The following is a 21,544-nucleotide window of genomic DNA, read 5'->3' on the forward strand; positions in this document are numbered from 1 at the left end:
ATGACGATGCGCAGTGATATGATAAAGAAGGGGATCGATCGTGCTCCTCACCGAAGCTTGCTTTATGCTACGGGTATTAAAACACAAGATCTGGACAAACCGTTTATTGGTGTCTGTAATTCATATATTGATATTATTCCAGGACACAAACATTTGAATGAATTTGCAGAAATTGTCAAAGAAGCTATTTGGGAAGCTGGCGGAGTACCTTTTGAATTTAACACAATCGGAGTAGATGATGGCATTGCGATGGGACACATCGGGATGCGCTATTCTCTCCCAAGCCGTGAATTGATTGCAGATGCTGCTGAAACAGTCATCAATGCTCACTGGTTTGACGGAGTATTCTACATTCCAAACTGTGATAAAATCACACCTGGTATGTTAATGTCCGCATTCAGAACAAACGTCCCTTCCATTTTTGTGTCCGGTGGACCTATGGAAGGCGGTGTCTCTTCCGAGGGAGAGCCACTAACATTGACTTCTGTATTCGAAGGCGTTGGCGCATATCATGCAGGCAAAATGACTGCAGAGAAGCTTCTCGACATTGAGCAAAGTGCATGTCCGACATGTGGCTCCTGTTCTGGAATGTTTACAGCCAATTCCATGAACTCTTTAATGGAAATGCTAGGTATGACAATTCCAGGAAATGGAACGATTGTTGCGACTTCAAAGGAACGTCACCGTTTAATCAAAGAGGCTGCACGCCATTTGATTAGAATGGTAAAAGAAGACATTAAGCCAAGAGACCTTGTCTCCGAACGCACGATTGATGATGCTTTCGCGCTTGATATGGCGATGGGTGGATCAACTAATACAGTTTTACACACATTGGCTATTGCACATGAAGCAGAAATAGATTACGATTTATCTAGAATCAATAAAGTGGCTGAAAGAGTTCCGTATTTAGCGAAAATTGCTCCGGCCTCAGACTACACCATGCAAGATATCCATGATGCTGGTGGAATCAGCGCCATCATCCGCGAACTCTGTGAGATGGAAGCAGTTGAAGCAGATCGTCTGACAGTCACAGGCAAAACGGTTTATGAAAATGTAAAAGACAGCGTGATTAAAAATCCAGCAGTCATAAGACCAAGGGAAAATGCATATAGTCCAGTTGGAGGATTATCCATCCTCTACGGAAACATTGCTCCAAATGGCGGGGTCATCAAAGTGGGAGCGGTCGATCCTTCAATCAAGACATTTCTTGGCAAGGCTATCGTATTCGACTCTCAGGAAGACGCGCAAAATGGTATCAATGACGGGACTGTCCAAGCGGGTCATGTAGTGGTTATTCGTTATGAAGGACCAAAAGGCGGACCTGGCATGCCAGAAATGCTTGCTCCTACATCGGCTATTGCTGGAAGAGGACTTGGAAAAGAAGTAGCACTTATCACCGATGGTCGCTTCTCCGGAGCTTCACGTGGAATCTCGATTGGACATATTTCACCGGAAGCTGCTGACGGCGGACCGATTGCATTAGTTGAAGACGGTGACGAAATCTTTATAGACTTAGTCAACCGTACAATCCAATTGAATGTGGATGATGAAGTATTAAATGAACGGAAACAGAATTTAAAGCCATTTGAACCAAAAATCGAAAAGGGCTATTTGGCTAGATATTCGAAATTGGTCACTTCCGCAAATACAGGCGGAGTAATGAAAATATAAAACTGAAGGCAATGATAAGGAAAAAGTGGGTGAACTCCTGCATTTACAGAGAGCCGGTACTGCTGGAAGCCGGCAATGCAGTCATTCGCGACATCACCTTGGAGCCGGAATCCTAAAAGCGAAAGCGACTAGGGATTCACGGGGATACTTAGGAGTTCCCGTTATCAATGAATGGCTGTACAGCTGTTCTTAAGTCAGTGATTGACACTGAAAAGTAGGGTGGTACCATGAAAGTTTTTTCATCCCTGCATGAAAGGTTCTCCTTTTGTGTGGGCTGAGAAGACTTTTTTTTTGCACCCAAAAGTTCATATATAGTCAGTACAGGCTCAAAAATATAAATTTGAAAGGAAGGCGCTAGTGGTGAGTATAGGTTTCCCGATGAAAACTGGCAACCAACAACCAGACACGGCCGTACAGGAACAAGCAAAGACAGGGGCAGACTTGTTCATAGAAGCATTGCAAAAAGAGAACGTAGAAATAATTTTCGGATATCCGGGAGGTGCGGTCCTTCCAATCTATGATGCGCTTTATAAAAACCCCATCAAGCATATTCTTACAAGACATGAACAGGGGGCCATCCATGCAGCCGAAGGATACGCAAGGGTAACAGGTAAACCGGGTGTTGTCATTGCAACTTCCGGACCAGGCGCAACCAACTTGGTTACAGGTATTGCAGATGCGATGATGGATTCCATTCCCCTTGTTATCTTCACAGGACAGGTAGCAAGTCCTGTTCTTGGAACAGATGCATTTCAGGAGTCTGATATTGTCGGAATTACAATGCCGATCACAAAACATAACTATCAAGTAAAGAAGCTTGAAGATCTTGGACGCATTATTAAAGAGGCGTTCTATATCGCTAATAGTGGAAGACCAGGCCCTGTGCTGATTGATATCCCTAAAGATATCGCAACAGAAACCGCTGGAGAATATCCAGATGAGCCTCTCCATTTACCAGGTTATCAGCCGACAACGAAGCCGAATTATTTACAGCTTCAAAAGCTTGCCAATGTCATATCGACAGCTAAAAAGCCACTTATCTTGGCAGGTGCAGGCGTCATTTTTTCAAGGGGAGCCGACGAATTAAAAGCATTCGTCGAAAAGACGGGATTTCCGATTACCAATACTCTACTGGGGCTTGGAAGTATTCCTGGGGATCATCCACAGTTTTTGGGTATGGCCGGTATGCATGGAACTTACACAGCTAATATGGCCATCACAGAATGTGATTTGCTTATTAACTTCGGAGCGCGTTTCGATGACCGCCTAACAGGTAATCTCAAACATTTTGCACCGAATGCAACAGTTGCCCATATTGATATCGATCCGGCGGAAATCGGTAAGAATGTCCCTACTCATATCCCGATTGTTGCTGACGCGAAGGTAGTATTGAAACGACTTGTTGAGATGGAATTTAAATTGCCAGAGATTTCTGCTTGGACTGAGCATATCCAAGGATACAAAGAGAAATATCCTTTTAAAAAGCCAGTTTCTAATGAAAACGAACTGTCTGCACCGCATGTGGTTAAAATGATCCATGAGATGACAGGCGGCGATGCCATCGTTACAACAGACGTAGGGCAGCACCAAATGTGGACCGCCCAATATTACGAATTTAACGGACCGAATCATTGGGTTACTTCCGGAGGGCTTGGCACCATGGGCTTTGGTTTTCCATCATCAATCGGTGCCCAATTGGCTGATCTTGAAAAAACAGTCATATCCATTTCAGGTGATGGCGGGTTCCAAATGTGCCTTCAGGAATTGGCTATTGTCAGGGAGTTTAACCTTCCAATTAAAATTATCATCTTAAACAATAAGACCCTTGGCATGGTACGCCAGTGGCAAGAGAAGTTTTACGATGAGCGATACTCCCAATCCCTCATTCCTGAACAGCCAGACTTCATTAAACTGGCTGAAGCATATGGAATTAAAGGATATAAAGTTGAGACAGAGCAAGAGGCAAAAGAACTTTTAGAAAAAACACTGAACAGTAAGGAACCAGTTTTGATTGACTGCCGCGTCGTACAAAATGAGAATGTATATCCAATGGTTGCACCAGGCAAAGGACTACATGAAATGATCGGGGTGGGAGAATGAAACGCGTTGTAACATTGACAGTCCACAATAATAGCGGCGTGTTAAACAGAATTACCGGATTAATCTCAAAAAGACAGTTCAATATTGAGAGCATTACAGTAGGGCCTACTGAAAACCCTAATATTTCCAAAATGACCTTGATTGTTCCGATTGATGATTTATCTAAAATGGAGCAGCTCTCAAAACAATTGCAAAAGCAAATTGACGTACTCAAAGTAACGGATATTACCGACAAAGCGGTTACCCGTGAGTTGGCTCTTATCAAACTGTCTTGCCCGCCGTCGGTTCGCAGCGAAGTATACAGTATCATTGAACCGTTCAGGGCAACAGTCATTGACATTGGAAAAAATATTATCACTGTCCAAGTCACTGGCGAACCTTCAAAAGTCGAAGCATTTATCGAACTATTGAAGCCTTATGGAATAAAGGATATTTCCAGGACTGGGGCAACAGCCTTTGTCCGAGAGCAACAAAAGCAAGATGCACCACAACTATCAATTTTACAATTATAAAAGGGAGATGGATTAAAATGGCAAAAGTTTACTACAATAACGAAATTAATGAGGCAGCAATCCAAGGAAAGAAAATCGCGATTATGGGTTACGGTTCCCAAGGACATGCACATGCAAGCAACTTGAAAGAAAGCGGATTTGACGTAATCGTCGGTATCAGACCAGGAAAATCTGCTGAGGCGGCAAAAGAAGACGGACATGAGGTTTACACTGTTAGAGAAGCAGCATCCCAAGCAGACATCATCATGATTCTTCTTCCAGACGAAAGACAAACATCTGTATATGAGAATGAAATCAAGCCTGAATTAACTGAAGGAAAAGCGTTGGCATTTGCTCACGGATTTAACGTACACTTCAGTCAAATCGTTCCTCCATCCAACGTGGATGTATTCTTGGCAGCACCTAAAGGACCTGGACATTTAGTTAGACGTACATTCCAAGAAGGCGCTGGTGTACCAGCACTGTTCGCTATTTACCAAGATGCTACAGGGAACGCTAGAGATATCGCTTTAGCATATGCAAAAGGAATCGGAAGTGCGCGTGCAGGCGTTTTGGAAACTACTTTCCAAGAAGAAACAGAAACAGATCTCTTTGGAGAGCAGGCAGTACTTTGTGGAGGAACTTCAGCTCTTGTAAAAGCTGGTTTCGAAACACTTGTAGAAGCTGGTTATCAGCCTGAAGTTGCGTATTTCGAGTGTTTGCATGAATTGAAATTGATCGTTGACCTTATGTATGAAGATGGATTGGCAGGCATGCGCTATTCCATTTCTGATACAGCTCAATGGGGAGACTTCGTATCTGGACCACGTGTAATTGATGCTGATACAAAAGATCGTATGAAAGATATCTTGGATGATATTCAAACAGGAAAGTTCGCAAAAGGCTGGTTGCTTGAGAACCAATTGAACAGACCTGAATTTAACGCAATCAACCAACGTGAAAGTGAGCACCTCATCGAAAAAGTCGGCCAAGAACTTCGTGAAATGATGCCATTTGTTAAAGCGGGCAAAAAGAAAGCCGGCAAGGAAGTGGTAGCTAGTGAGAAAAATTGACATCTTTGATACAACGCTTCGTGATGGTGAGCAGTCGGCAGGAGTCAATTTAAACACAGCCGAAAAGCTCGAAATAGCGAAGCAGTTGGAACGCTTTGGAGTGGATGTTATGGAGGCGGGATTCCCCGCCGCCTCTCCTGGCGATTTGGATGCGGTTAGACAGATTGCTTCCACTATCAAAAATTCTTCTGTAACAGGATTGGCGCGCTCTGTAAAATCGGATATCGATGCTGCATGGGAAGCTCTTAAAGTAGCTGAGTGTCCAAGGCTTCATGTCTTCATTGCGACGTCACCTATTCATATGACTCATAAGTTGAAACAGACTCCTGAACAAGTCGTGGAAACTGCTGTTGAGTCCATCAAATATGCGAAACAGTTTTTCCCAATTGTCCAATGGTCCGCTGAAGATGCGTTCCGATCTGATCCTGTATTCCTTGCACATATCGTAGAACAGGCAATTAAAGCAGGCGCGTCCGTCATCAATCTTCCAGACACAGTCGGATATGCAACACCTCATGAATACGGGGCTATGTTTAAATATATGAAAGACAATGTTCCGAATGTCGATCAGGTAAAATTGTCTTCCCATTGCCATAACGACTTGGGAATGGCAGTGGCTAACACACTTGCCGCTATTGAAAACGGCGCGGATCAAGTGGAGGGAACAATCAACGGTTTAGGTGAAAGAGCTGGGAATGCCGCTCTTGAAGAAGTTGGCGTAGCTCTTTATACAAGAAAAGATGCCTATAATGTTCAGACCAATTTGACATTAAATGAAATTAAACGCACAAGCCAGCTTGTCAGCCAACTAACAGGAATGATCATCCAGGCTAACAAGGCTATCGTTGGTAAAAATGCCTTTGCTCATGAATCTGGTATTCACCAAGACGGCGTATTGAAAGAGCCGACAACATATGAAATTATCACACCTGAATTGATTGGTGAAGAATCAAACAACTTAGTTCTTGGGAAGCATTCCGGCCGTCATGCCTTTAATGACCGCGCAAAATCCATGGGATTCCAGCTTGACAAGGATGCTCTCAACCAGGCATTTAAGGAATTTAAGCAATTGGCTGACCGTAAAAAAGAAATTACATCTGAGGATCTGTGGACTATTTTGACACAGCAGCAATTGAAAGATGAAGGTGCTGCCACCTATGAACTTGAATCCGTTCAGGTTCATTATGGAACAGAGGACAGCCCAATGGCTACTGCCCGTGTCAAAGTACCTGACGGTATGATTAAGGAAGATGCCTGCAACGGTGCGGGTAGCGTAGAAGCTATCTTTAATACACTAGAACGTATCGTTGACGGAAAAGTCCATGTATTGGACTATAGGGTTTCGTCCATCGGCAAAGGCCGGGATGCTCTAGGTGAAGCAGTCATCAACCTGACATTCAATGGTGAAGAATTTACAGGCCGAGGAGCAGCACAGGATGTATTGGAAGCATCTGCGAAAGCCTATTTGAACGCAGTTAACAGAAGCCTGCTTCAATCGAAAATGAAACAACTTATTACAACGTCAGTATAAAAAATAACAATTAGGAGGAAAACGGGATGAAGAAACGGGTAGCTGTACTCGCTGGAGACGGTATTGGCAAAGAAGTAACGAATGCGGCAACGGCAGTTTTGGATGCAATCGGCCGCCGCTTCCAACATGAATTTGAGTGGGTGCATGGATTACTCGGCGGAGATGCCCTTGATCAAGCCGGTCATCCGATTCCTGAAGAGACAATCAAGAAATGCGAAGAAAGTGATGCCATTTTACTCGGAGCGATCGGGGGGCCGAAGTGGGATCATTATCCAAAGGAACTTCGGCCGGAGAAGGGGCTTCTTCAACTTCGTAAGCACTTTGAATTGAGTGTGAACCTAAGGCCCGTGCAAGCATATAAAATATTGCTTTCCTCTTCTCCTTTAAAGGAGGAAGTTGCAGAAGGCGTCGACTTGGTATTCGTCAGGGAGCTGACAGGCGGTCTTTATTTCGGGGAGCCGAGCTATCACACAGATGAAGAAGCAGTGGACACATTAGTGTACAAGCGCGAAGAAATTGAGCGTGTTGTCAGATTTGCTTTTGAATTGGCCAAAATCCGAAAGAAAAAAGTATCATCAGTAGACAAAGCTAACGTTTTAGAGTCAAGCCGTCTATGGCGTAAAATTGTGGAAGAAATTGCAGTTGACTATCCTGACGTGGAATATGAGCATATGCTTGTAGATTCTACATCTATGAAGTTGATTACTTCTCCAGCTTCTTTCGACGTAATTGTAACTGAAAATATGTTTGGTGATATTTTAAGTGATGAAGCTTCCGTCATTTGCGGTTCGCTTGGAATGTTGCCTTCAGCAAGTCTTCGTGCAGATGGATTCGGTTTGTATGAGCCAGTTCATGGATCTGCTCCAGATATTGCAGGACAGAATAAAGCAAATCCGTTGGGAGCTATTTTATCCGGTGCGATGATGCTAAGAACTGCTTTTGACATGAATCAGGAAGCAAATGCCATTGAAGAAGCAGTCAAAAAAGTATTAGAGGCCGGATTTAGCACAGGTGAGTTTAAGTCACAAGGCGGAAAAAGATTGACTACAACTGAAATGACAGAAAAAGTCATCAACGAAATTGAAAGTGAATTAGTTTCAGACCATATTTTAGCAGCGTATAAGTGAGGTGTGGAAGATGGGGAAAACCATCATTGAAAAAATTTGGGAGAAGCACGTTGTTCATAGTGAAGATTCAAAACCGGATCTTATCTATATCGATCTGCACCTCGTCCATGAGGTAACATCACCGCAGGCGTTTGAGGGATTGCGCTTAAACGGACGTAAAGTGAGAAGACCTGATCTTACGTTTGCCACTATGGACCATAACATTCCAACAAGAATAAATGAAGAGGTAACAGATCCGATAGCAAAAACACAGATGACTACGTTGGAGAAAAACTGTGCGGAGTTTGAAGTGCCATTGGCTGGCATGGGCCATCCTGACCAGGGGATTGTCCATGTTATCGGGCCAGAGCTTGGTTTAACGCAGCCAGGCAAAACCATCGTATGTGGAGACAGTCATACTTCCACGCACGGTGCGTTTGGAGCTCTTGCTTTTGGAATCGGAACAAGTGAAGTGGAACACGTACTTTCTACGCAAACGTTATGGCAACAAAAGCCGAAAACAATGCAGGTTAAAGTGAACGGTGAGCTCGGCACCGGAGTTACTGCAAAGGACTTGATTTTAGCGATCATTGCCAAGTATGGTGTTGACGTTGGAACTGGGCATGTCATTGAGTACACAGGTGAAGCCATCCGGAATTTGACGATGGAAGAACGCATGACTGTTTGTAATATGTCCATTGAAGCAGGAGCAAGGGCTGGCCTTATCAGTCCGGATGAAACAACTTTCGAATATTTGAGAGGCCGGGAGTATGTTCCGGCTGGAGAAGAGTTTGATAAGTTGGTAGCAGGATGGAAACAACTTGCATCTGATGCTGGTGCTGAATACGATTCAGTCATTGAGATTGAAGCTTCCGAAATTGAGCCATTTGTAACATGGGGAACAAACCCTTCTATGGGTGTAAGCATTTCGGAAAACATTCCGACACCTGAGGATGCTGCGAGCGGGTCTGAGAAAGAATCAATTGAACAAGCCCTTGAATATATGGGATTAACTGGCGGAGCCAAGATGACCGATGTAGATATACAGTACGTGTTTATTGGGTCCTGTACAAACTCAAGAATCGAAGATTTAAGAGCGGCTGCTGAAGTGTTAAAAGGCCGGAAAGTCAGCGAAGGCGTAACAGCTATCGCAGTACCAGGTTCCCGTACTGTAAAGGCTAAGGCTGAGGAGGAAGGTTTGGATCAAATTTTCCTTGAATCTGGATTTGAATGGCGTGAGACAGGATGCAGCATGTGCCTTGCTATGAATGCAGACCAGGTCCCTGCGGGTAAAAGATGTGCTTCCACATCAAACCGGAACTTCGAAGGGCGTCAAGGCAATGGATCCCGTACTCATCTTGTCAGCCCTGCAATGGCAGCCGCTGCGGCTGTTGAAGGCCGATTCGTAGATGTAAGGCATTTGATGAAAGGGGAGGTTCACGCATGAAGCCGATCAAAGAAGTATCAAGCGTCATAACACCGTTAGATCGCGTGAACGTCGATACTGACCAAATCATCCCAAAGCAATTTTTAAAAAGGATTGAACGAACTGGATTCGGACAATATTTGTTTTACCACTGGCGTTTCAATGACGATGGAACAGAGAAAGCTGACTTCGTCTTAAATAAACCTGAATATAAAAACAGCGAAATCCTTGTGGCCCGTGAAAACTTCGGATGCGGCTCCTCCCGGGAGCATGCGCCTTGGGCTTTGGGTGATTTCGGATTCCGTGTTGTCATTGCAGCAAGCTTTGCTGATATATTCCATAGCAATTGCTTTAAAAATGGTATTTTGCCTATTCAATTAAAAGAGTCAGAGATTGATGAACTTCTGCAGTCTGGTAAAGAAAAACCACTTCAGATTACAGTCAATCTGGAAAGCGAAACAATTGAGACTGGGGATGGAAAGACGTATACTTTCTCAATTGATCCATATCGCCGTCAAATGCTTTTGAACGGCTGGGACGAAATTGCATTGACTCTGCAGCTGGAAGATGAAATTTCAGTGTATGAAAAATTAAGTGCCAAATAAAAAAAGTGCAAAGCGATTTTTGAAATGAAAACAATAAATGTGCTTTCTTATCTTTTAAAAAAGACTTGTCAGCTGGCTTGATGCCTGCAGGCAAGTCTTTTTTAGAGATCAAAGGCCCAAAATTTTCTAGCATCACAACAGGATGCAGAAGATCTTAACAGTTAAAACTGATTCAAGATTTGAAAAATATTAAGTACTGCTAAATGGATGCTCTTCGAAGCAGTAAAAATGACAGAACCGTACTGATAAGGATAGACGGTAACAACCAATAAGAAAGCTCGACAGCTGTTTGTGATAAGAACCATTGGAAGATATGGGACCACGCTTGAAATTGATGTAGCAGAATCACGCTGATACTGCTGATCAGCAGAAAAGCCAATATTAAAAGCAGCATGCCTTTTCCACCAAAACGTCGTGCAAAGCTTGCAATCAGAAAGCCGACAAAAAATAAATAGGTGAATAAAATGATGTACATAACTAGTTGCTCTAAGAAGGAACCATCATTTAAGTAAGGAAAGTGGAAGAAGTGAAACCTGTTTCCCCAGCCATTGGTCAAGTTTTCTAAGAAAGAAAGAATACATAATAAAGTGCCTATAATGAAGCTCGCTATTAGCCCCATCAAAGCAGTGCCGCAAAAGTATGCTTTTCGTGTGACGGACATCCCTATCGCAAATGGAAAGGATTGGGTGACTACTAAAATTCCTAATACAAGCACATAAATAAAAATGGATGATACTCCGCCTGTATAAAATGGTTCTTCATTATTGATTAGAAGGCTGACAATCAAATTGATCAAGAAGCTTGAAGAGAGAATAATCGATGGAATAAAGAGCCATCCCCAGCGATCTTTCCTATGAATGTTTAAAACACCTTGAATATTCATTTTTCCATCACTCCTTGTTGATCAGGCTTCCCGGTCATTAGATGAACAATTAATTGCTGCAATGAAACGGGTGTTACTTCAAGACCGTACGTCTCAGCTTGATGCGGACCAGAGCTATTGTCACTTCCAATGACAGTGGCTGAAAGCAATCCTCCAAACGGTTCTTGGTGAATCACTTCTTTTCCAGCCAAATATGCTTCAACTTGAGCTGTTTTTCCTGTAACAGTATAAGCCATTCCCCTCAGATCCTCAGCGTCTTGATCTATCATCAACTGTCCATCTTTAATCACTAATACATGTTCAAGCAAATTACTGACTTCATCAATTAAATGTGTGGAGAGAATAACAGTTCGCGGATTTTCTACATAATCCTCCATTAGCCTGTTATAAAAAGTCCCGCGGGATACGGCATCCAGTCCTAGATAAGGTTCATCGAAAACGGTGAGCGGTGCACGGCTAGCGAGGCCTATAACAATGCCGACAGCTGATAACATTCCGCGCGACAGTTTTTTGATCCTCCTCTTTAAGGGCAGGTTGAAGTCATTTATAAGGGAGTATGCAAAGTCATGATCCCAATTTGGAAAAAGGGATTTGGATACATCCAATACATCTTGAACTATAAAATTAACCGGATATTGTTGGCTTTCCTTGATAAAGCAAATTTGCCGCAGCACTTGGTTATTTTCAAAAGGACTTTCACCAAAAACCCTGATCTCTCCGCTAGTTGGAAAAATCTGCGCAGTCATCATTTTCATTAATGTGGTCTTCCCCGCGCCGTTCCTTCCAAGAAGGCCATAAATTTTATTTTTTTGAATGGACATATGAACGTTTTGTACAGCTTTAAAATTACTATATGATTTTTCCAATTGTTTTATCTCGACAACGTTCTCCATCATTTGTCATCTCCCCTACGAATCATATCGGTTAATTGGTCAGTTGTAATGCCGAGTTTTTTTGCTTCATGTATCATCGTAACGATATATTGTTCAAAAAAGATCTCTTTCCGTTTTTCAATCACTTTCGTTCGCGCTCCTTCAGCAACAAACATGCCAATCCCTCGCTTTTTATAAAGAATTCCTTCATCCACCAGCAAATTGACTCCTTTCGCGGCAGTAGCAGGGTTGATTTTATAAAATGCTGCAAACTGATTTGTGGAGGGGACTTGGGATTCTTCCACGAGAACGCCGGAAATAATATCATCTTCAATACGCTCGGCAATTTGAATAAAAATAGGACGTCCATCATCAATTAAACTACTCACTGCTTCACCACCATGTTGGTTAGTTACTTATGTAATTAACCATATAACGTTTAACTTTAAAAGTCAATGATTAATTTGCCAAGATGACTCTCCAAAGCGTTGGGACTGTTCATTTTTCTATTGCTAAACTCGTCGGTTGGGGAATGATTTGGGCTTTTCCACATACAAATAGTGGAAAGGCATATGGAAGGAGATCAGACCTATATGATCCAGGACTTCCTCCAAGTGTTCTTTATGACAATGGTAAGCGACATTGACAATATGTTGATTCTTGGAGCGATATTACGAAGACATTCTAATTTTAAAGTTCCTTTTTTTGCGGCAGTTCTACTGACATTTACTCGGACTTTATATGTTGGTGTTGTAGAAGGGCTATCAGATGTTCCGCTATTTCATGTACTGACCGGATTCATTTTACTGGTCATTTCTTATAAACTTGTAACAAAGCTGATTTATGGAGTAGATAGGGTAAGGCCTGCCCGTTACTCACGTTCACTTTTTCATAAGATAAGGATATTGGCAGCTTTGGCTGCAACTGACTTTTTGATTTGCTGGGATGGTGTTCTCATCATTTCAAACATTTCCGACCATATCCCAACTATTTCATTAGGAATATTTTGCAGTCTTTTAATCGCACTCTATTTTTTGCGGCTCATTGTGAAGCTGGCTGCCGCGATCCCTTGGATTAATGTGATTGCGGGAGGATTTATTGCTCAGAATGCCATTACGTCCATTGCAAAGGATCCCTGGATGGAAGGTTGGATTCATTTTGCCGATTCACTTGTTCCCCAGGTTAATATCGTAAATACAGCTGCCAATGGGGCTGTCATTATTATTGTAGTGATCGGCCTCGTGACATATATGAAAAATCATCGGATTTCCATTCACCGGAAGTTTTGAATAAAGAAAATTTGAGTTAAACATCTCTTGCTGTTTTCCATCTTAGTCTGTATAATGAAACCAGCAATAAAACGAATTAAACTTTATTTGTTTAAATAGTTTTCAAAAGGAGTATTTCAATGAAAGATCGGATTATGCAGGCTTTTGTTGATGAGGTAAAAGATAAGGGAATTAAATTTACGATGGATGATTTAGCAGGGAGACTGGGCATAAGCAAACGCACTTTATATGAGCATTTCTCGTCCAAAATTGAAATTCTGGACGCTATTATAGAATTAACGATCACAGAATTTGATGAAAAAACAGATGCTATTATTCAGGATAGCAGTTTAACCCTTTTAGAAAAAATAAAAGCAGCCATTAAGGTTGTTCCAAAATATGATGAGTTTTATGATTTGCAGATTTTGGAACAAATGAAGCGATATTATCCTAAACAGTGGCAAAGAATGAATCATTCACTTGAGGAATGGGAAGCTTTAAAAAAGCTGCTTGAACAGGGGGTTAAGGAAGGACTCATTAAAGAGCAAAATGTGGAATTACTCATGCGGTTGGTTATAGATGCTACGAATCTAACATTGGACCGGCGCTTTATTTGGGAAAATCGAATAACTGTGCAGGAGGCAATGGACGGCATTGTGAATGTATTGTTGTTCGGAATGGTTGAAAAAGATGCCAGCCTTTAAACAGAAGTCCCACACTTCTGTTAGTGGTGAGATGATAGCATATGGGCATTCCATTGGGGTTCAAACCCGGTTGAATAAAGTTAAATCCTCCGAGGGAATTTATCGAGCCAAGCTCGGGAAAATCTGTACGTAAATATGTCAAGGCACGTTTGATCTAAGCTTTGGCGATTAGTTGTATTTTTTTGAAAAAACTAATAAAACTTAAATAGTTTTTATGTTTTTATAGAGGTGCGATATGAATTTTATTAAGCAAATGAGTACGAAAAAAAGACTAGCATTAATGTTTGCTACTGCAATTTTGTTTTTAGATATGCTACTATATAGCGTTATTATACCGCTGACTCCTTACTATGAAGAGAATTTCAACGCTTCACCAACCTTGATAGGTGTTTTGTTCAGCAGCTATTCCATTACTTTATTGATTTTCACCACTTATTTTGGAAATTTAACAGATCGAATCGGAAGAAAGAAACCGATTGTGATCGGATTGATTGGACTCACACTTTCGACTATTGTATTTGCACACCCGTTCAATTTTGAAATGCTTATTATTGCGAGGGGGCTTCAAGGTATTGCTTCAGCAGCAACTTGGACTGCTTCGCTGGCTCTCCTTGCTGATATGTTCGTTAAAAAGGAAAGGGCGTTTGCCATGGGAATAGCGATGACCAGCATGTCTGCAGGTACATTGTTAGGAGCTCCGATTGGCGGTTTTTTGATTGAATTTGGTGGGTATGCAACCCCTTTTTACACGATTTCGGTGCTATTAATCATTGTTATGATTACAGCAGCTATCTACTTGCAGGATGAGCCAAGAACGGCTGTTCAGGTACCGACGAGGGTTGTGGATTTATTAAAACAGCGGGAAGTCGTTTGGATTTTGACCATAATGGTTGTCGGTGAAGGAGCATTGACGATGCTAGAACCCATTTTGCCGATTTATTTAGCCAGCACGTTCAGTGGGAATTCATTTTTTATTGGTCTAATGTTTGGAGTCATTACATTAACTTATGGAATAATGGCTCCGGTATCTGGATATTTAATCAATAAATACACACCGAGCCGGGTTGTGCTGGTAGGTTTGCTCTGCACAGGTCTAGTTTTGCCTTTCGTCGTCATAGCTAAATCCACCATTCCAATGATTATTGCTTTATTATTATTGGGGGCAAGTATAGGGCTCGCGGTTTCACCCACGTTAACAATGCTTGGGAATACACAAAAAGAAGGAGAACAAAACTCTTACGGAGCTTTATACAGCTTATTTAATATATTTTTTGCCGGCGCTGCTATTATCGGTCCCCTAGTGGGAGGAGTGCTGACGGATGTGTTTACGTCAAAAGTTACGATTCTGATTGCAAGTGGGGTAGTCATCCTATCGACATATGGATTGTCTTTAACAAGGAAAAAGAGCATGAGAAGTCAAGAGGGTGTACCAGCGGTAGATATTGCTCAACGGGTGGATTAACCTTTTTCCCTGTTTCTGTATGTTGAATTTGGAATCAAAATATGAACAAAATCCTTGGCTGGATTGTAGATCCAGCCAAGGCTTTTTGATGAGATTAGTTTTATCGAAAAAAGTTTTGGTCCACTAGGATGAACTCTGATCACCCTAGTGGACCTTCTAGTAGAATTGCTTCAAGAATTACATACATGGGTAGTTCAAGACATTCAAAAGTCAGTGTCATAAGTAGGGGAATCCGTAATAAAATGAATAGATGCAGGGGTTTTCGAAAAAAGGGGTGAACACCATGATGGTATTGAGTGGCCTGGCTACTTGGAATATGCCGCTCTTGATTATCCTTGTATGTATATCGGTGGGATATTTTTTCTCAATGAGAAAACATTCAGACGTCAGATCTGGTCAGTTCTATTGGTTTTTTTCGGGAATCGGGTTGTTCTACTTGTTAATTGGCAGCCCATTATATATCCTCAGTCATTTCACGTTTATTACCCATATGATGCAAATGAGTATTCTTTATTTTTTTGTGCCGCCGCTCCTTTTGCTCGGTATTTCTAGAAGCTTAGGACAAAAGTGGAAAAAGCGAAATCTAACTTCAATTTCTGCCCTCATCGTTTTCTCCATATTATTCTTTCTGTATCATTTACCTCAAATTCTTCCATTTCTTTATATAAATCTAGTTTTTCATACGAGCTTCATAATCGGCCTGTTTGCCTTAGCGTTTTTTATGTGGCTCCCTGTTATTACACCTGACCCTAGTCTGAAGAGGTATTCATGGTGGAGCAGTATTTTATTAATGCCAGCCTGTTTATTACTTATATTGAATGGATTATTAGGCGGGCAAGATACCAGTCCATTGTTTGGTCAGCTGATGTTAAAGCTGTGTATCCCTTCCGATCAATCAGGAGTCTTGCTTCCTTTTAAAATAAATACGAAGGCTGACCAAATTTTTGGTGGTCTATTGATGCTTTTGCTTCATAAATTTAGCTTAATGACGGCAATACGTCTTGGAAGACAGAGAATGTACCTGCAAAACCTAAAATTAAAACCGTCACTCCATAAGATGGAATGACGGTTTTTCAATGTGTTAAGCAGCTTCTTTCCTTCTGACTATGCGTTTCGGCCAAAAGCTCCATTTACCAAGGAGTATCAATATAGCTGGAATGAGAATTGGACGAACGATAAATGTATCGATCAAAATCCCCAAAGCCATAATGAATCCGAACAACTTTAATTCGTAGATAGGCATCGTTGCCAGTACAAGGAAAGTTGCGGCCAAAATTAATCCCGCAGAACTAATGACACCGCCTGTGCGATCAACGCCTTTTCTAACGGCATCTGCAAACGGCATGAAGCTGACTTCTTCACGGATCCTGGCGATTAGCATGATTGAATAATCTACACCGAGTGTGATAAGAAACACTAAAGCGTACAGTGGTATTCGATAGCTGATGGCATCCAGTCCCAGGAAGATTTTAAACAGGAATAGTGAAAGACCAATCGTTGCTGCGTATGAGAGTAGGATGGTCCCAATCATATAGATAGGTGCGACGATGGAACGAGTTTGCAGACCTAGCATGACGGAGATAAGGACGATCATCAATATCATGACTACAATGGTGTCACGTTTATTGATATCCCTGAGGTCTGCATTTTTTGCACTTTCCCCGGCAATGAACAGTTCAGTGTCCACCAGATCAGCGTTTTTTAGAATTTCATCGCTTTTTTCGCGGATAGTTTTAACAGCATCCAACGCTTCATGTTCATATGGATTTCCCTTGAATATCAATGAAAGCTTGGCGCTTTTTCCGTCTTCGGACAAAGAGTGGCCCTGCGCAGTCACCTGGTCAACGCCTTTGATGTTCTCAAGATCCTTGAGCACAGATTGCAAACTCTGCATTTCAAGCTTCTGATCAGATACGAAAAGCAGAGTTCCTGGTGCCAAACTTCCTTCAGAAAAATCTTCCCTGAGTTGTTCATAGCCGATCCGTGAAGACAGGTCTTCAGGGAAGGAGGCAATTATATCATATGACTCTTCTATTTTCGTCATATTCCACCCTGCAAGTGTCAAAAGAAGGGTGATAGGAATTAGAAAAGCGACCGGACGTTTCGTCACCTTGTCAGCAATTTTTCCCCAAATTGTTTTCTTCTCAGCTTTTTCATCCCCGTACTTTGGAATGACGGGCCAGAAGGCTTTTCGGCCAGTTAATGCGAATAGGGCAGGCAAGAGTGTCAGTCCTGCGATCAGCATGAAGGCTGCTGCAATCGCAAACGCGGGAGCAAAATTTCGATAAGGCTCATATAAGGCAAAAAACAAAGTTGCCACCCCAAGGACAATCGTACTTCCACTAAAAAAGATCGGCTCTTTAACATGGCGCATCGTTTCGCGCATAGCCGCGCTTTTATGTTCATGGGTACGGAGCTCCTCGCGATAACGGGAGAATATGAGCAACGAATAATCAGTTACCACCGCAAATAAAAGGATGGTCATGATTGAAACAGCCTGACTGTCAATGGTAAACAATCCCGCTTTCGTAGCCAGCCCGATTACTTTATCGACAACTGTGTACACAATTGCGGCGCCGATTAGTGGGATAAAAGTCAACAGAGGTGAACGATAGATCAATAGCAGCAGGACCAAAATTAAACAGACAGTTGACAGTAAAAGGACAATGTCTGCACGGCTGAACAGTTCAACAGCATCTGCTGCGATTCCTGCTGGTCCTGTCCATGACACCTTTACATCATTATCTGTGGTAACTTGCTTTTTAATTTGATTTACTGCTGCATGTAAATCCTTGCTCTCAAGCTTTTCAGGAAGCATGATGGGTAGGAAGAATGTCTTCTTATTTTCAGAGAGAAATGCATATCTAACTTCCGGAGGCATGTTGGATAATGGAATTGTCTCGATGTGTCCATACTTTTTATCCATCTCCAGGTCCTCAATCTGCTGGGCAAACTTTAATATCTCATCATCTGTCAGGCCGCTTTCCTTGGAAAAAACAGCAAACAGTGGCAATCCTTCGTCATCCGGGAAAAATTTTTCCAATTGCCGATCAGCGATGATAGATTCAGCATCCGGAGGGAGACCCGCGTCTTTATTCGCAGCAACAAAATCTTTGGCCCCGGGTGCAAAGCTTGACAATATGCCAGCCAAAGCGGCCCATATAATAAGCGCAAACCACCAAAGGCGATTGCCTTTTAATATATTTTTAGCCATCATCGTTTTACCCCTTTCTCTCAATAAGGAACGTCACAAAAATAAATAGTGCGAAGCTGATCAGTAGAATGGACCCGCCGATGATATAGAAAATCAGAGAAAAAGTTTTATTTACACCGAACGGCTGAATGAATTGGAACCACATTCCCAATGTCAAACCGACTGAACCGATGACAGCGGTCCAACCGTGGAATGTGACCAATTTTTTTGCTCGCACGTCGAATATCCTATAAAAAGCCCCCCATGCAAACAACGATAACCAACCTACTAAGAGAATATGTGCATGAATTGGACGGAATGCATAAGATCCTGCTCCAGCCATATGCGAACCTAAGACTGCTCCTATTAAACCGAAAACCGATGCAATGCGAATTAAACGGATACCCCATTTTTCCTGTGACATTGTTTATTTGTCCTCCTGTATTGTTGTGTATATATGTATCCTAAGTCCCGAAAGTGAACTTAACATTAACAGAAGGTTACAAGTCCATTTTTGTGTTTTACTTGGACTTAATGGAATGGGCTGATGGTCAAAACATTTATATGAACCTTTTTATGCCTTTGTACCAGGAAAAAGAGAATAGCATATAGTCCAAATTAGCAAATGGAAAAGGTTATTGGATGTGGATTAAACAGTCAAGATCCTAAAAAAGTGGCAGAACTTTTATTCAAAAGTTTTTTGCTGATAGATTTCTAAGCCGAAATGGATTATTAGGATAAATCTAAATTTGAAATTAAAGGCAGCCTAATTTGATTTTTTCCTGACTAGATGGATATTAACAGCAAGAGAGACTGTGAACTTGACTAAAATGGATAAAGGGCCGATGGAAATAGACGAGTTTGTAAAAAAGATCTTTTGATATTCCGTTAGTAGAAGGGACAGTGGTATGCTATATCGTTGATTCTAAGGGAGAAATAGCATCAAAATCGTCGCTTCAAATAGGTTAGCCTGCAATGGAAAGCTTAACGAATGAAATTGGGTAGAGTTAGTGATTCATTCTACCTTTATAAGTATTTAGTTATCCGGGTATGATGGCAATTTCACTATGAATTTCATACCTCGATCTGTATTCCTTCTTACATCTATAGAACCTCCGTGTAGCTTAACAACCTGATGGACAATCGACAGGCCAAGGCCTGTCCCCGGTATTTGCTTTGTTCTTGATTCGTCCGCTCTGTAAAATCTATCAAATATCCGTTCCAAATGTTTCTCCTCTATCCCAATGCCACTGTCACAATAGGAGACTACTACTCCATCTTCTTTTTTATTCAATGTAATATCAATAGAACCGCCAGCCTCGGTATATTTTAAAGCATTGGATAAAAGGTTTTCCCAAACTTTTTCCAAAAAAGCAGGATCTCCGAAGATTTCTGTTTCATCAAGATCTATGGATAAAGACATATCCTTTTCTTCAAGAAGCCATCTGTATCTCCGGGTGACCTCCATCATTTGTTCATTGAGTTTAAATCTTCTCTTACGGAGCGGTGAAACAAGCTGATCTAATGACGTTAAAAGCATGAGCTGATTTGTCAGTGAAGAAAGCCGTTCAGTTTCTGATTGGATCACTTTGGCAAAATTTTTCCTTTCTGTTTCTGGGAGACCACTGTCCATCAGCAGTTCCGCATATCCTTTAATATTTAAAAGCGGGGACTGAAAATCATGCGACACATCGCTAATGAAATTTTTTCGGATTTTGTCGTTTTCATTCAACCGCTCTGTCATGTTTCGAAAACTTTGGGCAAGCTGCCCGATTTCATCTCGCTGGTTGATGTCCAATTCGGGAGAAAATTGCTCTTTGCCCACTTCTTTCGAAGCCATGGTTAATTTTGTAATCGGATCAATAAGCTTTTTGGCGACGATTAACATGACGAGTACGCTGATGATCGCCATGATGATGATCATACCGCCAAGCAAATAATGTACTTCTGTAAAAAGGAACTTGATATCAGGACGGAGGAAGAGGGCATAGTCAGCTTCATTATGACGGAAAGGGACTCCAACCGTATTGGCAAGTTCGTCTGAGAAGAAGCCTGTTACAAATGTTTCGGTTGGGAAGTCCCTCATTCCGTGGTAGATTTTTCGATTCAAAACCTTGCTGACAGCATCCTCTGAAAGATTGTTGACACGAAATGGTGCACCATATTGAATCGTTTTATGTTTCTCGTTTACAACATAAATTTTATAGCCTGTTGCTGCTTGGGTTTGGAGAAAGCCTTCCAAATCCAGTTTTTTCTCTGATTCAATGAAGGAAGCTAATGATAAAGCAATTTCCATGTTTTTTTCATCATTTTTATCTTTTAACACTTGATGATAAAAGGTGTTAACAGCTAAAAAAGCAATCAGAGCGCTCATAATCATCGTTCCGAGTGTAAAGACAACGAATTTGCTGTAAAGGGATTTCATTTTTGCATCACCTCAAGTTTGTAGCCAACACCTCGAACGGTTGAGATGACGATAATATCCGCCAATTTTTTCAACTTATCGCGAAGCCTTTTAATATGCACATTCAAAGTTTGCTCTTCACCTTCATAGTCATATCCCCAAACACGTTCAAGCAATATTTCACGGGTGAATACCTGGTTGGGGCGAGAAGCGAGGACAGACAGTAATTCAAATTCTTTCAGTGGCAGCAGGATCACTTTTTTTCCGACAGATACTTCATAACTTTGCCTGTTAATCGTAAGGGGGCCTACCTCGATTATGATATCGACCGTTTTATCATACCTTCTTAAAATGGCGTTGATTCTAAAAAGCAGCTCTTTTGGTTCAAACGGTTTGACAAGATAATCATCCGATCCAGCCAGAAAGCCTTTCTCCTTATCTTCCAATTCTCCTTTGGCTGTCAATAAGAGGACGGGGACATCCGCCTCGGCTCTTAATTTTCTTGTCAGTGTATAACCGTCCATTCCAGGCATCATGACATCTATGACAGCGAGATCGGGAATTTCATTATCTAACAGGGCTAGAGCATTTTTGCCGTTAGCTGCCTTTAAAACGGTATAGCCAGCCTGCGTCAAATGGATATTAACCAAACCTAAAATATGTGGGTCGTCGTCAACAACGAGTATTTTCAAGTCGTCAGCTCCTTTTACTGAAACTGCTTCTATTATATAGGATGTTGAACTGTAAGAGAAAAG

The 21,544-nt window shown here is 41.7% G+C and carries 19 protein-coding genes and 1 other annotated feature; of the genes, 12 read left to right on the forward strand and 7 right to left on the reverse strand.

Translation table 11 applies throughout. From position 1 onward, the window contains the following. The first annotated feature begins 6 nt into the window (after nucleotides 1–6). The 8 genes from ilvD to leuD all read left to right on the forward strand — a co-directional run bounded on the left by ilvD (nucleotide 7) and on the right by leuD (nucleotide 10,003). Nucleotides 7–1,671, forward strand: a complete 1,665-nt coding sequence (gene ilvD / locus H9631_RS05300; RefSeq protein ID WP_191810651.1) for a dihydroxy-acid dehydratase — start codon at nucleotides 7–9, stop codon at nucleotides 1,669–1,671. A 2-nt stretch (nucleotides 1,672–1,673) separates the two neighbouring features. Further along, nucleotides 1,674–1,921: a binding site (T-box leader), on the forward strand. A 128-nt stretch (nucleotides 1,922–2,049) separates the two neighbouring features. After that, on the forward strand, nucleotides 2,050–3,771 hold the full coding sequence (gene ilvB, locus H9631_RS05305; protein ID WP_191810748.1) for an acetolactate synthase large subunit: 1,722 nt from the start codon (nucleotides 2,050–2,052) through the stop codon (nucleotides 3,769–3,771). After that, nucleotides 3,768–4,283: an acetolactate synthase small subunit gene (gene ilvN / locus H9631_RS05310; RefSeq protein ID WP_120114799.1), complete on the forward strand. Its 516-nt coding sequence runs from the start codon at nucleotides 3,768–3,770 to the stop codon at nucleotides 4,281–4,283. The genes ilvB and ilvN overlap by 4 nt, the downstream gene beginning before the upstream one ends. Nucleotides 4,284–4,300: 17 nt before the next feature. Next, nucleotides 4,301–5,335: a ketol-acid reductoisomerase gene (gene ilvC, locus H9631_RS05315; RefSeq protein WP_160706530.1), complete on the forward strand. Its 1,035-nt coding sequence runs from the start codon at nucleotides 4,301–4,303 to the stop codon at nucleotides 5,333–5,335. Further along, on the forward strand, nucleotides 5,322–6,866 hold the full coding sequence (locus tag H9631_RS05320) for a 2-isopropylmalate synthase (protein WP_191810653.1): 1,545 nt from the start codon (nucleotides 5,322–5,324) through the stop codon (nucleotides 6,864–6,866). The genes ilvC and H9631_RS05320 overlap by 14 nt, the downstream gene beginning before the upstream one ends. 26 nt (nucleotides 6,867–6,892) lie before the next feature. Further along, the gene (gene leuB / locus H9631_RS05325; protein WP_191810655.1) at nucleotides 6,893–7,993 is read left to right on the forward strand and encodes a 3-isopropylmalate dehydrogenase; all 1,101 of its coding nucleotides are present in this window, start codon (nucleotides 6,893–6,895) and stop codon (nucleotides 7,991–7,993) included. Nucleotides 7,994–8,003: 10 nt separating this feature from the next. After that, nucleotides 8,004–9,419 carry a 3-isopropylmalate dehydratase large subunit gene (gene leuC / locus H9631_RS05330; protein WP_191810657.1) on the forward strand — a complete coding sequence of 472 codons (1,416 nt, stop codon included), beginning with the start codon at nucleotides 8,004–8,006 and terminating at the stop codon, nucleotides 9,417–9,419. Then, the gene (leuD, locus tag H9631_RS05335) at nucleotides 9,416–10,003 is read left to right on the forward strand and encodes a 3-isopropylmalate dehydratase small subunit (protein WP_191810659.1); all 588 of its coding nucleotides are present in this window, start codon (nucleotides 9,416–9,418) and stop codon (nucleotides 10,001–10,003) included. Before leuC ends, leuD begins: the two co-directional genes overlap by 4 nt. Nucleotides 10,004–10,202: 199 nt before the next feature. Here leuD and H9631_RS05340 read toward each other — a convergent pair whose 3' ends face one another. Genes H9631_RS05340 through H9631_RS05350 form a run of 3 tightly spaced genes read right to left on the reverse strand, consistent with a single transcriptional unit; the run spans nucleotide 10,203 to nucleotide 12,147 of the window. Then, entirely contained in the window at nucleotides 10,203–10,886 is a 684-nt protein-coding gene (locus tag H9631_RS05340) for a hypothetical protein (RefSeq protein WP_191810661.1), read from the reverse strand. Beyond that, nucleotides 10,883–11,779, reverse strand: coding sequence for an ABC transporter ATP-binding protein (locus H9631_RS05345; protein ID WP_191810750.1), 897 nt, complete (start codon nucleotides 11,777–11,779; stop codon nucleotides 10,883–10,885). The genes H9631_RS05340 and H9631_RS05345 overlap by 4 nt, the downstream gene beginning before the upstream one ends. Beyond that, entirely contained in the window at nucleotides 11,779–12,147 is a 369-nt protein-coding gene (locus H9631_RS05350; RefSeq protein WP_191810663.1) for a GntR family transcriptional regulator, read from the reverse strand. The genes H9631_RS05345 and H9631_RS05350 overlap by 1 nt, the downstream gene beginning before the upstream one ends. 183 nt (nucleotides 12,148–12,330) lie before the next feature. On the opposite strand from H9631_RS05350, the gene H9631_RS05355 reads away from it, so the two are divergent. The 4 genes from H9631_RS05355 to H9631_RS05370 all read left to right on the forward strand — a co-directional run bounded on the left by H9631_RS05355 (nucleotide 12,331) and on the right by H9631_RS05370 (nucleotide 16,258). Further along, nucleotides 12,331–13,047 carry a TerC family protein gene (locus H9631_RS05355; RefSeq protein WP_191810665.1) on the forward strand — a complete coding sequence of 239 codons (717 nt, stop codon included), beginning with the start codon at nucleotides 12,331–12,333 and terminating at the stop codon, nucleotides 13,045–13,047. A gap of 119 nt (nucleotides 13,048–13,166) precedes the next feature. Then, entirely contained in the window at nucleotides 13,167–13,730 is a 564-nt protein-coding gene (locus H9631_RS05360; protein WP_191810668.1) for a TetR/AcrR family transcriptional regulator, read from the forward strand. Nucleotides 13,731–13,965: 235 nt separating this feature from the next. Continuing rightward, the gene (locus H9631_RS05365; RefSeq protein ID WP_191810670.1) at nucleotides 13,966–15,192 is read left to right on the forward strand and encodes an MFS transporter; all 1,227 of its coding nucleotides are present in this window, start codon (nucleotides 13,966–13,968) and stop codon (nucleotides 15,190–15,192) included. Between the two features lie 283 nt (nucleotides 15,193–15,475). Next, complete coding sequence (locus H9631_RS05370; RefSeq protein WP_191810672.1) at nucleotides 15,476–16,258, forward strand: cytochrome c oxidase assembly protein; 783 nt, start codon at nucleotides 15,476–15,478, stop codon at nucleotides 16,256–16,258. Between the two features lie 15 nt (nucleotides 16,259–16,273). Here H9631_RS05370 and H9631_RS05375 read toward each other — a convergent pair whose 3' ends face one another. The 4 genes from H9631_RS05375 to H9631_RS05390 form a co-directional block, all read right to left on the reverse strand. Continuing rightward, nucleotides 16,274–18,409 carry an MMPL family transporter gene (locus tag H9631_RS05375; protein WP_225220874.1) on the reverse strand — a complete coding sequence of 712 codons (2,136 nt, stop codon included), beginning with the start codon at nucleotides 18,407–18,409 and terminating at the stop codon, nucleotides 16,274–16,276. A gap of 4 nt (nucleotides 18,410–18,413) precedes the next feature. Continuing rightward, complete coding sequence (locus H9631_RS05380) at nucleotides 18,414–18,809, reverse strand: hypothetical protein (RefSeq protein WP_191810673.1); 396 nt, start codon at nucleotides 18,807–18,809, stop codon at nucleotides 18,414–18,416. 612 nt (nucleotides 18,810–19,421) lie between these two features. After that, the gene (locus H9631_RS05385) at nucleotides 19,422–20,810 is read right to left on the reverse strand and encodes a sensor histidine kinase (protein WP_191810675.1); all 1,389 of its coding nucleotides are present in this window, start codon (nucleotides 20,808–20,810) and stop codon (nucleotides 19,422–19,424) included. Continuing rightward, nucleotides 20,807–21,481 (reverse strand): response regulator transcription factor, encoded by a 675-nt coding sequence (locus H9631_RS05390; protein WP_191810677.1) that lies wholly within the window; start codon nucleotides 21,479–21,481, stop codon nucleotides 20,807–20,809. The genes H9631_RS05385 and H9631_RS05390 overlap by 4 nt, the downstream gene beginning before the upstream one ends. Nucleotides 21,482–21,544: the final 63 nt, after the last annotated feature.

The organism is Bacillus norwichensis (genome assembly GCF_014836955.1).
In the GTDB taxonomy this organism is placed as follows: Bacteria; Bacillota; Bacilli; order Bacillales; family Bacillaceae_C; genus Siminovitchia; species Siminovitchia norwichensis.

What these genes read in the sequence shown, in the direction of transcription:
- ilvD (WP_191810651.1), top strand. Translation starts at nt 7, where the DNA reads ATGCGCAGTGATATGATAAAGAAGGGGATCGATCGTGCTCCTCACCGA.
- ilvB (WP_191810748.1), top strand. Translation starts at nt 2,050, where the DNA reads ATGAAAACTGGCAACCAACAACCAGACACGGCCGTACAGGAACAAGCA.
- ilvN (WP_120114799.1), top strand. Translation starts at nt 3,768, where the DNA reads ATGAAACGCGTTGTAACATTGACAGTCCACAATAATAGCGGCGTGTTA.
- ilvC (WP_160706530.1), top strand. Translation starts at nt 4,301, where the DNA reads ATGGCAAAAGTTTACTACAATAACGAAATTAATGAGGCAGCAATCCAA.
- leuB (WP_191810655.1), top strand. Translation starts at nt 6,893, where the DNA reads ATGAAGAAACGGGTAGCTGTACTCGCTGGAGACGGTATTGGCAAAGAA.
- leuC (WP_191810657.1), top strand. Translation starts at nt 8,004, where the DNA reads ATGGGGAAAACCATCATTGAAAAAATTTGGGAGAAGCACGTTGTTCAT.
- leuD (WP_191810659.1), top strand. Translation starts at nt 9,416, where the DNA reads ATGAAGCCGATCAAAGAAGTATCAAGCGTCATAACACCGTTAGATCGC.
- H9631_RS05340 (WP_191810661.1), bottom strand. Translation starts at nt 10,886, where the DNA reads ATGAATATTCAAGGTGTTTTAAACATTCATAGGAAAGATCGCTGGGGA.
- H9631_RS05345 (WP_191810750.1), bottom strand. Translation starts at nt 11,779, where the DNA reads ATGGAGAACGTTGTCGAGATAAAACAATTGGAAAAATCATATAGTAAT.
- H9631_RS05355 (WP_191810665.1), top strand. Translation starts at nt 12,331, where the DNA reads ATGGAAGGAGATCAGACCTATATGATCCAGGACTTCCTCCAAGTGTTC.
- H9631_RS05360 (WP_191810668.1), top strand. Translation starts at nt 13,167, where the DNA reads ATGAAAGATCGGATTATGCAGGCTTTTGTTGATGAGGTAAAAGATAAG.
- H9631_RS05365 (WP_191810670.1), top strand. Translation starts at nt 13,966, where the DNA reads ATGAATTTTATTAAGCAAATGAGTACGAAAAAAAGACTAGCATTAATG.
- H9631_RS05370 (WP_191810672.1), top strand. Translation starts at nt 15,476, where the DNA reads ATGATGGTATTGAGTGGCCTGGCTACTTGGAATATGCCGCTCTTGATT.
- H9631_RS05375 (WP_225220874.1), bottom strand. Translation starts at nt 18,409, where the DNA reads ATGATGGCTAAAAATATATTAAAAGGCAATCGCCTTTGGTGGTTTGCG.
- H9631_RS05380 (WP_191810673.1), bottom strand. Translation starts at nt 18,809, where the DNA reads ATGTCACAGGAAAAATGGGGTATCCGTTTAATTCGCATTGCATCGGTT.
- H9631_RS05385 (WP_191810675.1), bottom strand. Translation starts at nt 20,810, where the DNA reads ATGAAATCCCTTTACAGCAAATTCGTTGTCTTTACACTCGGAACGATG.